General features: G+C 69.1%; 9 protein-coding genes. 3 read left to right on the plus strand and 6 right to left on the minus strand.

The features are described from left to right. Positions 1–37 precede the first annotated feature (37 nt). From RL72_RS01670 to RL72_RS01685, 4 genes are all read right to left on the minus strand, one after another. Entirely contained in the window at positions 38–1,606 is a 1,569-nt protein-coding gene (locus tag RL72_RS01670) for an anchored repeat ABC transporter, substrate-binding protein (RefSeq protein WP_045249067.1), read from the minus strand. Continuing rightward, entirely contained in the window at positions 1,603–2,319 is a 717-nt protein-coding gene (locus RL72_RS19010; RefSeq protein WP_156156665.1) for a class I SAM-dependent methyltransferase, read from the minus strand. The genes RL72_RS01670 and RL72_RS19010 overlap by 4 nt, the downstream gene beginning before the upstream one ends. Further along, positions 2,316–7,550, minus strand: a complete 5,235-nt coding sequence (locus tag RL72_RS01680; protein WP_045249068.1) for a TIGR03773 family transporter-associated surface protein — start codon at positions 7,548–7,550, stop codon at positions 2,316–2,318. The genes RL72_RS19010 and RL72_RS01680 overlap by 4 nt, the downstream gene beginning before the upstream one ends. A gap of 98 nt (positions 7,551–7,648) precedes the next feature. After that, positions 7,649–8,284 (minus strand): hypothetical protein, encoded by a 636-nt coding sequence (locus RL72_RS01685; protein WP_045249069.1) that lies wholly within the window; start codon positions 8,282–8,284, stop codon positions 7,649–7,651. A gap of 891 nt (positions 8,285–9,175) precedes the next feature. Here RL72_RS01685 and mobF point away from each other — a divergent pair. The 3 genes from mobF to RL72_RS01700 all read left to right on the plus strand — a co-directional run bounded on the left by mobF (position 9,176) and on the right by RL72_RS01700 (position 13,665). Further along, positions 9,176–12,739 carry a MobF family relaxase gene (gene mobF / locus RL72_RS01690; protein WP_045249070.1) on the plus strand — a complete coding sequence of 1,188 codons (3,564 nt, stop codon included), beginning with the start codon at positions 9,176–9,178 and terminating at the stop codon, positions 12,737–12,739. Positions 12,740–12,894: 155 nt separating this feature from the next. Further along, a complete protein-coding gene (locus RL72_RS01695; protein ID WP_045249071.1) occupies positions 12,895–13,212 on the plus strand; it encodes a hypothetical protein in 318 nt (105 codons plus the stop codon). Between the two features lie 132 nt (positions 13,213–13,344). Next, entirely contained in the window at positions 13,345–13,665 is a 321-nt protein-coding gene (locus RL72_RS01700) for an ArsR/SmtB family transcription factor (protein WP_156156666.1), read from the plus strand. A 50-nt stretch (positions 13,666–13,715) separates the two neighbouring features. Here RL72_RS01700 and RL72_RS01705 read toward each other — a convergent pair whose 3' ends face one another. Together RL72_RS01705 and RL72_RS01710 are read right to left on the minus strand one after the other, a co-directional pair. Beyond that, positions 13,716–14,231, minus strand: a complete 516-nt coding sequence (locus RL72_RS01705; RefSeq protein ID WP_045249078.1) for a helix-turn-helix domain-containing protein — start codon at positions 14,229–14,231, stop codon at positions 13,716–13,718. Between the two features lie 167 nt (positions 14,232–14,398). Continuing rightward, positions 14,399–15,019 (minus strand): response regulator transcription factor, encoded by a 621-nt coding sequence (locus RL72_RS01710; RefSeq protein ID WP_045249073.1) that lies wholly within the window; start codon positions 15,017–15,019, stop codon positions 14,399–14,401. Positions 15,020–15,040: the final 21 nt, after the last annotated feature.

Consider the following 15,040-nt stretch of genomic DNA (forward strand, 5'->3'; position numbering starts at 1 on the left):
GTCATGGGATCGCCCTGCCGGGCGGGCTGGAGTGCGTTCATCCGCTGAGGCAATCGCGGAGGGAGTCGGCGTTGAAGCGCATCATGTCGACGTAGCTCGGCACCCGGTCGTCCAGGGCGTCGCCGTAGATCAGGCACACCTGAACGTGCTGCTCGGCGGCGAGCTCGGTGAGCACGTTCGCGCGGGCGATGTGGTTCGGTTCGAGGAACACCGCCGGGATGCGCAGCGTCCGCAGCGTCTCCGAGAGCTTGCGGCGATCCGCCAGCGACGGCTCCGCCGCCGGGTTTGGGGTCACGAACCCGGCGATCTGCATGTCGTAGGCGTGCGCAAGGTAGCCGAAGGCGTCGTGCGTCGTGATGAGGTAGCGGTTCGCCTCCGGGATCGTCGCGATCGTGTCCCGCACGTAGTCGTCCACGTCCTCCAGCTCGGCGAGATAGGCGGCGGCGTTCGCCGTGTACTCGCGGGCGCCGGCGGGGTCGGCGCCGATCAAGGTGTCGCGGATGAGCTGCACGTAGGCCATGCCGTTGCGCACGTCCTGCCACAGGTGCGGGTCGATCTCGCCGTGGACGTGCTTGCCGAGTACCGCTTGCGGCAGCTGGTAGACCTGCGTGCCTGCCCGGCCGAGGAAGGAGAACTGCGACCCGGCTGGGATCTCCGACAGCGCCTTGGACGGCACGTCGATCAAGACCTCCTCCGGCGCGTAGGCGATCTGCGTGTGCTCGCCGCCGCCTTCCGGGTCGTAGCGGACCTCCAGAGCCCCGTCCTCGAGGTTCGCCGTCAGGTCCGCGTGCCCTTGGTTGAGCACTACTGCGTCCGGCATCCGCGCGTCGGCGGGGTTGACGCCGACGGCGAAGGTGAACGTCGCTTGCCCGAGCTCTTGCGGACGCGAGGTGTCGTCGACCTGCACGCGGGCGTCGAGCGTGACCGTGTAGATGCCGGGCTTGGTGAACGTCCACGACAGGTGCGTGTGTGCGTCGGCCGGCAGCGACATGGTGTCGTCCTTGTAGCCGTTGCTCGCGTCGAACCCGTTGGCCGAGTCGAAGTACACGTCCGTGTCGCCGAACGTGCCCGTCAGGTAGGCGAACACCTCGCCTGGCCCCGTGACCTCGGTCGCGGACAGCAGCACCTCGGAGGTGCGGGTCGCGCCGTAGCGGGCGGCGCCGTCGCCGTGCGCACGCAGACCGAGCCACACCGTGTCGAGGTTGACGTTCTCCACCAGCGGAATGATCTCCGCGGCGTACTTCACGGCCTCCTCCGCGAGCGAGACGTTCGCCGCGCCGGCCTGCAAGTTCGAGTCGAGCGTCTTGATGACGTTGTGCTCCTCCAACAGCGCGTAGTTGGAGAACGCGACGTCCGCGTACACGACATTGCGGGCATCCCGCAGCGTCGGCTCATAGGTATGAGGGTCCGCGCCGTCCGGCACGATCGAGGCGACGTCCACCCGGTCGCCGCCGACGTTCTGCACGAGATCGCGCAGCAGCCCCGTCGTCGTGATGACCTGCAGCCGGTCGGTCTCGGCTGACAGCAGCGGCTTGCTCGCGCATCCGGTCAGCGTCAGCACCGTCGCGGCGAGCGCGGCGGTGGCGGCGAACGTGCGGCGGCTCATGCGGTCTCCGCCTGCCGGACGATGCCGATCCGTTCGTCTGCGTCGACCAAGTGCAGGCCGGCGTCATTCAGCTCGTCATGCAGCTGCTCGAGAGTGGGCGGTTCCCAGCTCGAGGCGAACGTCTGCCGGCGCACGATGCGATCGCCGTCGAGCACGAGGTACTCGCTCTGCGACCCGCGCCCGTCCGGTGTGCTCCGGTGCCGCGCCAGGTAGTGGTGCCGTCCGATGTGCGTGGCTTCTTCCACGACGTCGGTCCCGTCCGAGGCCGACGTGCGGGGAAGAGTGATGATCCCGATCCCGCCCGGCTCCAGCAGGGCCGCTAGGCGCGCGAACGTCTCCTGCCGTTGGGTCGCGGTGAGGTGGCCGAGCATGTGCGCACAGACGAACCCGGCGACCGGCCCGGGCACCTCGTCGAGGATGTCCGGGGCTGCGCCGGCGAGCACGCTCACCCGCTCGATCAGCTCAGGGTCGTCCGCGACCCGGGCCAGCAACACGGCACGCATCGTCAGCGACGGCTCGATCGCGACCACCTGGGCGGAGGTGGACCGAGCGAGCAGCCGTGTGCCGATCCCGGTTCCCGCGCCGACGTCGAGGACGATCGCGTTCGGGTCGAGGTCGGCGAACGCCGATGCCAGGGCGGGCCGCAGCCCGCCCCAGACATCGGTCATGAACAGGTCATGGAACTCGCCCATGCCCTCGTATGCGTCGATCACGCCCGAAGGCCGCCCCTCCGTCGCCGCCACCACAGCACCCCCGTACCCGCAGCGCCCACGATCAGGAGCGCGCCGAGGACCGACAGCAGCAGCGGGACCGGGTTGCCGGCTGCGAGCGCGGTGAACGGGTCAGTGATCCCGCCGCCGGGAACCGGGGTGCCCTGGCCGGGCAGCTGGTCGCGAGCGGCTGCCGCCGCAGCGGCGGCAGCCTGGTCGGCCGACAGCCTGGCGCCATCCTGGTCGTCGGACAGCAGCAGGGCGTTGGAGATCGTGCCGCAGCCCGATCCCGAGCCCGCCGCCGACGCCGGATCCACGTTCCCGACGACGATGGTCAGGGTCTCCGTGTCGGAGGAGACCTGCCCGTTCGTGAGGGTCGCAGTCTGCGTCGTCGAGATCCGGTAGACGCCCTCGGCGGAGAACGCCCAGTTCGCGTGGGCGTGAATGCCGAGCGGGATGCTGTAGCTGCCGCCGTTGTTGAACACCATCGACTGCACACCGCCGAACGAGCCGGACAGGTAGACGCGCAGCGCGCCGGGGCCGTCGATCGAGTTGATCGTCCAGGTGACAGGCCCGCGGGTGTTGCCGGCGTTCAATGCCTCGGTCGACCAGCCCAGCCAGATCAGGTCCGGGTTCTGCGTCTGCGGCACCTGCCACACGCTCGACCCGGCCGCCCCGACCTGCCCATAGCCGGACGGGAGGGTGACGCGGCTGGACGGCTTGAGCCACAGGATCGTGCCGCCCGGCTCCCGGTAGACCTTTGCGTCGGACGTGTCGTCACCGATCAGCGATTCGAGCTTGCCGCCCACGATGCGGGAGCCGTAGTCGATGTGACCGGACGACAGAATCGTCGCCCCTGCGACGCACTGTGTCGCAGACACCTGAACCGCTCCCGGGGCGTCGCCGCCCGGGACAGATCCCGGAGGCGATGGTGTGGTTGGCGCGCGGACGATGGACAGGGAGTCCCAGCCGAGGAGGTCTCCCCCGGCGGTCTTCACCACCAGCCGATGACCACCCGTCGTCGCATCCGCCGGCAAGCGGACCTGGATCGCGCCCGACTGGCCGACCTGCGCCCAACCGAGCCAGTGCGGGGTGGAGTGCAACCACACCGACACCCAGGAGCCCGCACGATCCCGGTCGAGCTGTGCAGTCAGCAGCTGACCAGGGATAAATCCGTTCTCCCCGCCCAGAACGCTCACCGCGCCTGCGGTCGCGTCCGTCAGCTCCTCATCCGGGACCGGGGTGCGGTCGTCATCGGCAGGGTGCCCCGGGGCGGCGGTGAAGCAGGCGGCAGGGTCAATCTTGCGCACGTCGACGGCGCCGACCGCGATGGCGAGGGTAAAGCTATCGGTCGCTGGTTTGCCGGAGCTGAGGGTTGTCGCGCGCTCGAAGGCGAGGCAATAGACGCCTTCGGCGCTGAACGCCCAGGTCCCGTGGGCGTGGGTGTGCTTGGGGATTGTGGATGTGTCGGCGGCGGTGATGCCGTCGCGGGTGTTGAACATCACGCTGGGTTCGCCGAACACCCCTGTCTGGAACAGGGCGAATTCGCCCGGCCCGCTGCTGTCGACGAGCGACCAGCGGAACGCGTCTCGCGTGTCGTCATCCGCGATCGCCTCTGTCGACCAGCCCGGCCAGAGCAGCGCGTCGTCCTGGGTTTCGGGAAGGATCCACGTGGCAGAACCGGCGGCACCGAGGAACGCATACTCGGGGAGATCGGGAACGGTCGTCCTCGCGGCCGGCTTCGCCTGCAGCAGGGTCTTCGCCGGGTCGCGCCAGACAGGGTCGTTGCTCTCGGTGGTGTCCTTGACGCGCGTGCCGAAAGCGTCGCCGTTCAGAACGGATGCGATGTCGACGTGACCGAGGCCCAGGATCGTTGCCCCAGAATCGGTCTTCGTACCGTTCGGCACATCCCAGTCCACGGGCTCAGGCTCCTCGGGGCCTTCCCCTCCGGGATCCGTGCCCTCCCCTCCCTGCGCGCAGGGAGTGGCCGTTGCGGGATCCTCGATCCCGACCGCGTAGGTGATCGTCTTCGTCGCCGTCGCGACGGTGCCGTCGGTCAGCGTCGCAGACCACGTCAGCGGAACACAGTAGATCCCAGGCAGGGAGAACGACGGCTGACTGGCGAAGACGAACTGCGGCCACAGCGGGACGTTGCGCGACTCACCGTCGCGGGTGCCGAACGATCGGTTCTTGTAGTAGTCGAAGCTGGCGGTTCCCGGTCCGTCGATCTCTCCCACACGGATGGCTGCGTCTCCCTGGAGGTCGCCCAGTGGGAGGTGCTCGCCGGAGTGGGTGAACTCCACGCCCTGCCAGGAGGGGATGCGCCAGCCGTCGCCTTGGTCGATGAACCCGCCGATCACGACGGACTCCGGGTCGTGCCAGGTCGTCGCCCATGGGTGGGTGACGAGCTTGGTCGCGACGTCGAGCCCCTCCGCGCTCAGCACCGGAGCGAACTGGACGCGGTCGCCCGCGGAAGGCACCAGCACCTCATCGCTGAGGCCATCGAGATCGATCGGGGCGAGGGCGGAGACAGGACCATCGGGATGGGTCCGGGAGCAGGGCTGCACTGTGAGCAGATCGACCGAGTCGCCGATCGCGATCGTGAGCTGGTCGCGCACGACCTTGTCCGTCCCGGTCGCGACGTCGCGGGCGCGGACCTCCAAGTTCAGGCAATACACGCCCTCTTTCGTGAACGCCCATTCCAGATGCTGGTGACTCGTCGGCCCGATGAACGATGCCGGCAGCGCGGTCGAGCTCACATTCCTGTCGGGCATGGCGAAGGTGCCCCCTTCGGGACCGGAGTAGCCGAGAAGAGTCCAGGTCGGCTTCCCCTCGGTCAACGCCTGTGGGAGGCCTTCATGCGTCAGACCCGGCCAGAGCGTCGAGGTCATGAACGCGTTGCTCGCCGAGAACCCGTAGTACGGCGTACCGGGAGGCCCTATCGCGCTGTAGTCTGCTCCGCTCCCAGTGGCCGTGTCCGGGACAGTGAAGTCGATGTTCGGTCCGCGGCCGACCCACACCGCATCTGCCACAGTGGGGAATGCACCGGTGTCGTGGACGTCGCCGGTGTGCAGCTCCAGCTCCCCGTCGACGAGCATCGGTCCGATGTCGAGGTGTCCTTTGTGGAACCAGGTGATCGTCGGATCCAGGTCGTCGTAGATGTCCTCATCACCGGGATCGGTCGGCCCGTCGCCACCGTCGGCCTGGGCGCAGGGCTCGACGGTCTTGGCATCGATGCCGATGGCGAAGGTGAGCGTCGAGTAACCGATCGCAGGAGCCTCCGCCCCCACGAAGGTGCCTCGAGACTCCACGGTCAGGCAGTAGCGTCCCGGTGCGGTGAACGCCAGTCCCACGGTGTTGAACGGGTCGGCGAACGGATAGTAGCCGTCTTCGACCCCAGCGGCCCCCACAGAACCAGTGCTTCCCCCCTCGCGCGAGTCCCATTGCGCCACGAGGCTCGAATCGGTGATCCAGTCGTTGTTCCCTGATGCGTAGCTGGCGGCGTAGCCTCCTGCCGGGGTCTCGGTGGCCACCAGCCGCAGCGAGTAAGCGCCGTCCACCAGCTCTTCGGCAGGGGTGGTGTCGGCCTGCGGCAGCAGGGTCAGCGGGAGTGCTGGGTCGGAGAAGGGGGCGTATGCGGGGCTGCCGGCGGTGCGCCACAGCCGGGTGCCAGGCGCGGCGATCTGCCCCCAGAGCTTCTGGTTCGTGGCGCCGGTGCCCTCCGCAGGCCAGACGGCATCCTGTCGCGGTACCGAGAACACCGTGTTCTCGGGCATGAGGGTGGTGGTGCGGCCACCGACCACCTGGTTCAGGTCCATCCGCAGGGTGCCCTCGTCGGCGGGTGCGGGCGAGAGGTGCACGTCGCCGGCTCCGATCACCGTGACGCCCTGCTCGGCGGTCGGGGTGGGTGCCGGGTCGTACGGCCCGGTCGCGGCGGGCTGGGCGCAGGGGGTCACGGTGGCGGGATCCACACCCACCACGAACGTGAGCGTCGCGCGGTCGTTCGCGATGAGACCCGTCTCCGGGTCGAGCATCTCGCTGTCCAGCGTGATGCAGTACGTTCCGGCAGCAGTGAACGCGAACCCGGTCGCCTCGCTCTCGGTCGGGTCCTCGGCGTCCGGAGTCAACGCCATCCGGGGCGACAGCACACCAAGGGCGCCGGAGTGCCACCGGCCGGCCGGATAGCCGTCGTCTCCGCGAAACGTCGTGAACGCCCCGCCTTCCGGCGACACGGCCTCGGCGACGCTCATCATCAGCTCGAAGCCGTTCTCGGCCGACACCCCGTGCGCGTCGGTGCGCAGCAGCAGCTCGTTGCCCGCCGAGGAGTCCGCGGCTCCGCTGGTGCGCCACACGTCGCCGTGTGACGGGGCCAGCAGGTTCCAGTTCTTCCAGCCCTGATCCGCAGGCTCGAACCCGTTGCCGGGCCATGACTCGGCGTTGGGCAGCGAGAACACCGTCTCGCCGGGATCGAGGACCGTGCCGCTATCATCGATCAGTCGCAGACGGAGGGTGCCGTCTTCCCAGCGGTTCGAGATGTCGACAGCGCCCCCGCTCAACACGTGAGCGGCCGGCGCGCCTGCCGGCGCCGCGGCCAGAACCTGGTCCTGATGCGCGGTGGCCGGCTCGGAGGCGGCTTCCCGGTCGTCGGACTCCCGCCCCAGCCCGGGAGAAGGCGCTGCCGAGTTTTCGGCTGGGACCACGTGGAACCGGTAAGTCGTGTCCGCAGCCGTGGAGATAGCCTCGGGCTGATCCGGCAGGGCGTAGCGGGTCTCGGCGCCGACTACGAACTCGTAATCGCCGGGCATGCTGAACGTCCAGTCGAGTGTCGCACCCTCCGCGCCGATGTCGAGCGCGTGGGTCTGTCCCTCCACGGTCCCCCAGACGGGTGTTCCGCCCGCAGGCGTGGCGTGAACCGCACCGCCTTGCGGTGTCGTGACCGAACGCAACTCGAGTCGCACCCCGATCAGAGAAGCCCCGGTGGGCAACCCGGCGACATCCACCATGGCCCGAGTGGTGGCCGTGCCATCCGCCACCGTGAACACAGACTCCGCCGAGCCCCGACCATCGGCCGCGGCAGCGGCCAGGGATGTGCCTTCCGCCGCGACGGCGATACCCGGCAGCACGGCGCCGTCAAGCAGAATCGGCGGATCCGCGACGGCGGGTTGTGCCATCCCGCCCACCATCATGACGATCGCCGCCAGGGCGAGGAGCGGCTTCACGGGGTTCTTGTTCATCAAGGGCTTTCAACAGACGGTGCGGGACGGGAAGCGGGGGTTGCACGCAACTCCTGGCTCCGCCAGATAGACGGAGCCAGGAGCGCATGTTCAGGTGTTCAGAACTTGAACAGGATGTTGTTCGTCTTGCCGCCGGCACCCAGGCCCGAGCCCGTCACCTTGACGCCGATCTGCGCCTGCGACGCCGAGGTCGTGAACGTCCACGTGAAGTGCTCGTGGAAGTCCGCCGTGGCACCCGCCGGGAGCACGAACGACTCGGTGTTGTCGCCGACAGAGGTGTCGAAGTACACAGTCGAGGGGTTGGTCGGATCCGTGATCTTCACGTTGGTCCCGGCGGGGACTCCCGTGAGCTGGACCGTGTAGGTGCGGTTCACGGTTGGGGAAGCGAACGCATCGTCGATGCGGATGCCGCCACCACCGACGGGGGTGATCGAGGTGGCATCGTCACCGTCAATGACCTTGCCCGAGCCGACGGCGAACCACCCCGCGGGCGCGTCGACGTCCTTGTAGCTGCCCGCGCCCGAGTGGTCAAAGTTGACGACCTCGAGCGGGGTCTTGCTCACGGCGATGAGGTCCCATTCACCGGTCTGCGCCCCGGTGACGACGGTCGCGGCGTTTGCGGCGACCGGCGCACCGATACTGAGGGCGACCGCCGCGATTCCAGCGACGACCGATCCGAGAAGGGTCTTGTTCCTGCGGACTGCGCTCTGGCGGTCCTGGGTGATGGTGGACATGTTCGTTCTCCTTGCGTTGATTGCGTGGATGGATGGCTCGCACGCTCCAGCAGGCGCAGACACCGTCTGCACAAGAGGGCTCAGACTCCCCTGCTACCGGAGCGCGCCCAGCATTCGGTCCGAGTAGATAAACTGCGTCCGCACGAAGCCCACGTGCTGGCGTCGGACCGGAACCCACATCGCACGTCCGACACGTTTCGGCTGCGGACTCCAGGCAGCAGGCAAGAGAAGGTGCGGGCCGCAGCCGCAGCGAGGTGCTTCGCCGCGGGCAAGGTGGTCTCGGCCATGCATGCGCCGTGCGTGCATCCTCGGACCTGCGACTCTGTCGCGATTCGAATCGCGAGGCGACAGCGTGGTGACGCGAGCGAGGATTCGTCGGCGACTCCTGACCCGGCCCATCGCCTACCCCGTTTCTGCCCGCAACCCACGCACGACGTAAACATCGCTATCCATAAATGAGAATGGTTATCATTACCACTTTCCATACATCTTGGCGGCTTGGTGGGTCGGCTGTCAACTTGATGACGACTGGAGATGAGTCTGCGACGCTCGAATCAGAGGGAGTGGACCGAGCCGGATGGAAAGGTGGGGCGAGGCTGCATTCTGCCTGAGATTCAGAAAGCTGACGCGCGGCGGCCGAGGTGAGGCTGGTTCTTGGCCGTGCGCCCCTCGCCACACCGGTCAACGGTCAGGTGCGCCCCTCTCGCACATTGCTCCGCGCCGACGCTCCGTTGCCGATCACTCGACGTCGCAGCCTCGGATCCTGCTCATAGGTGCGCGTGCTCACGCACCCGGTCAACCGGCCTTCGGTCGGTCCACGCCTCTTGCAGACGAGGTTCGGACCCGGCGCGCCGGGTCCGAATCCGGTGATCCCGTTCGCACCTGACGGGCATGACGGTCTCGATGCGGGTGATGAGCGCGGGTGAGGGCTACAAGTACCTGCTCAAGACGGTCGCCTCGGGCGACGGGAACCGCGCCCTATCGACCCCGCTGACGAGGTACTACCTCGAGGAAGGAACTCCTCCCGGCCGCTGGATGGGTAGCGGCGTGGCTGCCCTCGGCGGCGGAAGGATCGTGTCCGGCGATCAGGTCTCGGAGGTCCAACTCCAGCTGCTCGTCGGCATGGGCCGTGATCCGGTCACGGGCGATCCGCTCGGCCGCGCCTACCAGGACTTCTCGACCGCTGCCGCCCGTGTCGAGACGCGGATCGCCACGCTGGATCCAAGCCTGGGCGTGGTCGCTCGGGCGGAGGCCATCGCGCAAATCGAGGCCGAGGAAGCCGCGCGCGGGACTCGGCGCGCGGTCGCCGGGTTCGACTTCACGTTCTCGATCCCGAAGGCTGCATCGGTCGTGTGGGCGGTTGCGGACGCCGGCACGCAGGCGATCATCGCCGACGCACACCATGCAGCCGTTGCAGAGGTGGTTGCATTCATGGAGCGAGAGATTGCGGCTACGCGCGTCGGCGCAACCGGACGCGACGGCACCGTTGCACAGGTCGGCGTGGGCGGACTCATCGCAACCGCGTTCGACCACTACGACAGCAGGGCCGGCGACCCTCACTTGCACACGCACGTCGTGATCTCGAACAAGGTGCAGACATTGCTCGACGGCAAGTGGCGGTCGCTGGACGGCCGGCCGCTGCACGCGGCGGTCGTCGCGCTGTCGGAGCTGCACGAGGCGGTGTTCGCCGACCACCTCACGCGGACCCTCGGCGTCGAATGGGAGGCGCGGTCTCGTGGTCGGGACCGGAACCCGGCGTGGGCGATCACGACCGTCCCGGAGTCCTTGATTGCGCTGTTCTCCTCCCGGTCGCGGCACATCGACCAGGAGACCGACCGGCTCATCGAGCGATACATCGGCGAGCACGGGCGGCGCCCGTCACCGGCGACGATCGTGAAGCTGCGCGCGCAGGCGACGCTGACGACGAGACCGGACAAGCAGCTGCAGTCCCTCGCCGCGCTGACGGCGCAATGGCGCGAGCGCGCGAGGGCGAGCTTGGGCGAGGACGCGACCGAATGGGCGCGCCAGATCACAGCTGCACCGTCGCCTCCGCTGCTGCGCGCCGATGACATCCCGCTCGACGTGATCCGCGAACTCGGCCAGACGGTGATTGAGGTCGTCGGCGAGAAGCGCGCGACGTGGCGGCGCTGGAACCTCTACGCCGAGGCCGCGAGGCAGACGATGGGCTGGCGCTTCGCCAGCACGACCGATCGCGAGGCGATCGTGGGCATGATCGCCGACGCCGGCGAGGCGGGCTCGCTGCGCCTCACGCCGCCCGAGCTGGCGAGCAGTCCCGCGGTCTTCCGGCGTCCGGACGGCACGAGCGCATTCCGCCCGAGGCACTCCACGGTCTACTCCTCCGAACAGCTCCTGGCCGCAGAGGATCGCCTGCTCGAACGCTCCCGTCTGCTGACCGCTCCGACGCTCGACCTCGCCCAGCTCGAGCGCGTCACCCGCCGCCCGGGCCGTCGCGGCCTCGTGCTCGGCGACGACCAGGCCGCGGCCTTGGCGACGGTCGCCGTCTCCGGTCGCGTCCTCGACGTGCTCGTCGGCCCGGCCGGCGCCGGGAAGACGACAGCGATGAGCGCGCTGCGGAGGGCTTGGGAGACGCAGCACGGGCAATGGTCGGTCGTCGGGCTCGCCCCGTCCGCCGCAGCCGCGCAGGTGCTCGGCGACGACCTCGGGATCGTCACGGAGAACACCGCGAAGTGGTGGCAGGACCATCTCGTCCACGGCACGAAGTTCCACGCCGGCCAGCTGGTCATCATCGACGAGGCGTCCCTCGCCGGGACGCTGACCCTGGATCGGATCACCGCGCTCGTGGCGCAGGCCGGCGCGAAGGCGCTGCTGGTCGGCGATTGGGCGCAGTTGCAGTCGGTCGACGCGGGCGGCGCGTTCTCGATGCTCGTCCACAACCGCGACGACGCGCCCGAGCTCGTCGACATCCACCGCTTCACGCACCGCTGGGAGAAGGCCGCCTCCCTGGGGCTCCGGCACGGCGACGCCTCCGTGATCGACGAGTACGCCGCCCACGGGCGGGTCCACGACGGCGACACCGACGCCATGACGGACGCCGCCTACACCGGGTGGCGAAACGACATGCTCGCCGGGCGCCAGTCGGTGCTGATCGCGGAGACCCACGAGTCCGTCACCTTGCTCAACCAGCGGGCACGCGCCGACCTGATCCTCGACGGCGCCGTGACTCCGCTGCGCGGCTCCGTGATACTGCACGACGGCACGGTCGCCTCACCGGGCGATGCCGTCATCTCCCGCCACAACGACCGGCGCCTGCGCGCCACAGGGCGCGGCTGGGTCCGCAACGGCGACCGCTGGACGATGACCGCCGTGCGCAGCGACGGCTCGGTCTCCGTCCGACGAGCCGGACATCGCCGCGGCGCGTCCGTGGTGCTGCCAGCGGTCTACGTCCGAGAACACCTGGATCTCGGCTACGCGGTCACCGCGCACCGCGCGCAAGGGCTCACGACTGACACCGCCCATGCGCTGATCGAGGCGACGACGACCAAGGAGAACCTGTACGTCGCGATGACCCGCGGACGCGACGCGAACCACGCCTACGTCGCGACGGACCGGCCCGACGGCGTGCATGCCGGCCCGCATCCCGGCGATAACACGGCCGCGACCGCCCGCATGGTGCTGTTCGGCGTCGTCCAGCACTCTGGCGCCGAGCTGTCCGCGCACGGGACGATCACCTCCGAGCAGGAGGCATGGTCGTCCATCCGGCAGATCGCGGCCGAATACGAGACGATCGCCACCGCCGCGCAAGAAGACCGCTGGGCCGAGCTGATCCGCACCAGTGGCCTCACCGAGCAGGAGGCTGAGGACGCGATCGCCTCCGACGCCTTCGGCGCCCTCGCCGCCGAGCTGCGCTACGCCGAGGCCAACCACCACGACGTCGCCGTGCTGCTACCGCGCCTGGTCGCCTCCCGAAGTCTCCACGACGCGGAGGACGTCGCGGCCGTGCTGCACGCGCGGCTGGCCGCCGTTACCGCCAGACCGGCAGGCGCGGGCCGCTCGCGCCGCGCGCCCCGCCTGATCGCCGGGCTCGTCCCCGAAGCCGGCGGCCCGATGGACGCGCAGATGCGGCGAGCCCTTCAGGAGCGCCGGCAGCTCATCGAGGACCGCGCCCAAGCGCTCGCCCGCGCCGCAGTCGCCGAGCACCTGGCATGGGCCGGACATCTCGGAGCACCGCCGACGCGCGGGGCGGCCCGAGCCCGATGGTGGCAGGCCGTCACGACCATCGCCGCGTACCGAGACCGCTACGGGATCGCAGCCGACACTCCGCTCGGCGCTGCCTCTGACTCGACCGCGCAACGTCTCGACGCCGCACGCGCACGCGCTGCGCTCGAGCGTGCTCGCGGCCTGACCGACACGGCCGAGCACGACGCCTGGACGCCGCGCGATCCGCACGCCGAGCGCAGCGGTCCCAGCCTGTGATCGGCGATGCGCTTCCGATGTCGCACCTGTCGGCGTATCCTCGGTGCAGGCAGTTCTTTCGGCGCCGTCGCTTGTTGCGAAGGCATGACCGCTCCGCTTGCCGGGCTGGTCCTTCTAGTTACTCGCTGCCGAGTCACTAGGAGAGGACCGCCCTCATGATCCGGCTGCTCTGGACCCTCAGCGTTCGTACCCGCGCATTCCTGCGCCGCTACATGCCGACCAACATTCTGCTCGACAAGATCCGCACCCGCCGCGGCCTGAAGTGGGGCGTCCCCGCGATGCTCATCGCCATCCCCTACCTGCTCGCTGCCGCCGCTTGCGCCGCCGCGGTCGCCGACGGCGGCGCCGGTTGGCTGAACATCCTGGTCGTGCTGTTCCTCTGGACCGCCGCGAAGTTCGCGTTCATCGGCCCGGTCAGCCTGATCCTGCTCGCCCGGACCCGCCTGCACGAGGCCCGCGCCCGCCGGGCGTAGGCCCGCTACGCCGTCGCCTGACCAGGCCGCTCTCCACCCCGGTCAAGCGGGCAACCCTCCGCGTAGTGGATAACGGTATTATCCCCTTGTGGGCGAGGCGAGACGACGAGGCGACTCCGGCAGAATGGTGGGGTGCCTGAACACGTTCGCCCCGACCTGCCTCCCGCGGTTGGTGACGCCGTGAGCGCGTTCGGCTACGGGGTCCGAGTCGCGATCATCGGCTACATCCACGAGCACGGACCCGCCACCCGCGGCCAGCTCGCTACAGGTCTCGGCCTGGTGCCCAAGACCGTGCAGTTCCACCTCACCGGCCTGACTGCGCTCGGCGTGGTCATCCCCGACCCGCCACCTGAGCAAGCCCGCCGCGGGCAGCGCACTCGATACGAGATCGACGCGGGCCGGGTGCTGGAGCTGTACGCCGAACTCGGCAAGCACCTCGGCATCGGCCAGTGAACCAGCCCGGCCCGTCTCGCGCCCGACGATGCGCGCGGGGCGGGACCGGACTACTCCGGCAGGTTGTATCGCTCGCTGATGCCCGGCAGGTGCAGACGTTCGCCGCTGCGGTTGAAGATCGCCAGCACTTCCAGCGGCTCGTTGCCGAGCGCGGCGACGCCGTGCGGGATGCGGGTGTCGAACTCGGCGGCCTGCCCCGCTTCGACCACGAGGTCGCGGTCGCCGAGGATGACGCGCGCCCTACCGCGCAGGACGTAGATCCATTCGTAGCCGTCGTGGCTGCGCGTCTGGATCGGACCAGGCGATGGAATGAACGTCATCTTGGAGGTCCGCACCGGCACGGTCTCCGGCGAGAGATACTCGACGGTGAGATTCGCGAACCGGCGCGTGCGGGCTTGGACGCGCGGGTGCGGCGCGTTCCACATGAGCAGGTCGTCCAAACTAATCCGCATCGCGCGGGTGACCGGGATCAGCAGCTTGAGGTTCGGCGCCCGCGTGCCGGCCTCCATCCGCGAGAGGGTGGAGGCGGAGAGCCCAGCGAGCTCGGCCAGGGACTCTAGTGTCAGGCTCCGCTCCGCTGGATCCGATCTACACGGTGATCTTCGTCGGCGCGATCGTCGTGAAAGTGCGGGACGGGCAGGTCCACAAAACACTCACGCGTGCGCCCATGTCCGCGCAGACGTACAGGATGAATCGCGCGAAGGCAGTTTCGGGGTAGTCAAGTGCAGCGTGGTCAGAGCCAGTCGTGTTCGCGGGCGTAGCGGGCGGCTTCGTGGCGGGTCGTGGTTTGGGTTTTCTGCATGGCGTTGGAGAGGTAGTTGCGGACGGTGCCGTGTGCGAGGTGGAGCCGGCGGGCGATCTCTGTGACGGCGTAGCCTTCGCTTGTCTCGCGGAGTACGTCGAGTTCTCGTTCGGTGAGTGGGCAGTCGTCGGTCATGGCGTGCGCGGCGATGCTGGGGTCGATCCATCGTTGTCGTCGTGCGACGGTGCGGATGACGTCGGCGATGAGCTGAGGGTCGGCGGCTTTGCTGAGGAAGCCGAGCACTCCGGCTTTCAGCGCTCTTCGCAGGACACCGGGTTTGGCGTGCCGGGTGAGGAGAATGATGATCTGGTCCGGGTCGTCGTCGTGGATCGTCACGGCTGCCTGCAGCCCGTCCATGACGGGCATGTCGAGGTCCATGACGACGACGTCGGGGCGGCGCTCGCGCGTCAGCCTAACGGCTTCGCGCCCGTCGGCGGCTTCCGCGATGACGGTGATGTCACCGTTGAGCGGCAGGAGGGCGGCCAAGGCGGATCGGATGAGCTGTTCGTCGTCGGCGAGGAGGACGGTTACGGGCTGGGGGTAGGGGTTCATCGATCGCGCTCGCTCCTGGGC

Source organism: Microbacterium azadirachtae (assembly GCF_000956545.1).
GTDB lineage: Bacteria > Actinomycetota > Actinomycetes > Actinomycetales > Microbacteriaceae > Microbacterium > Microbacterium azadirachtae.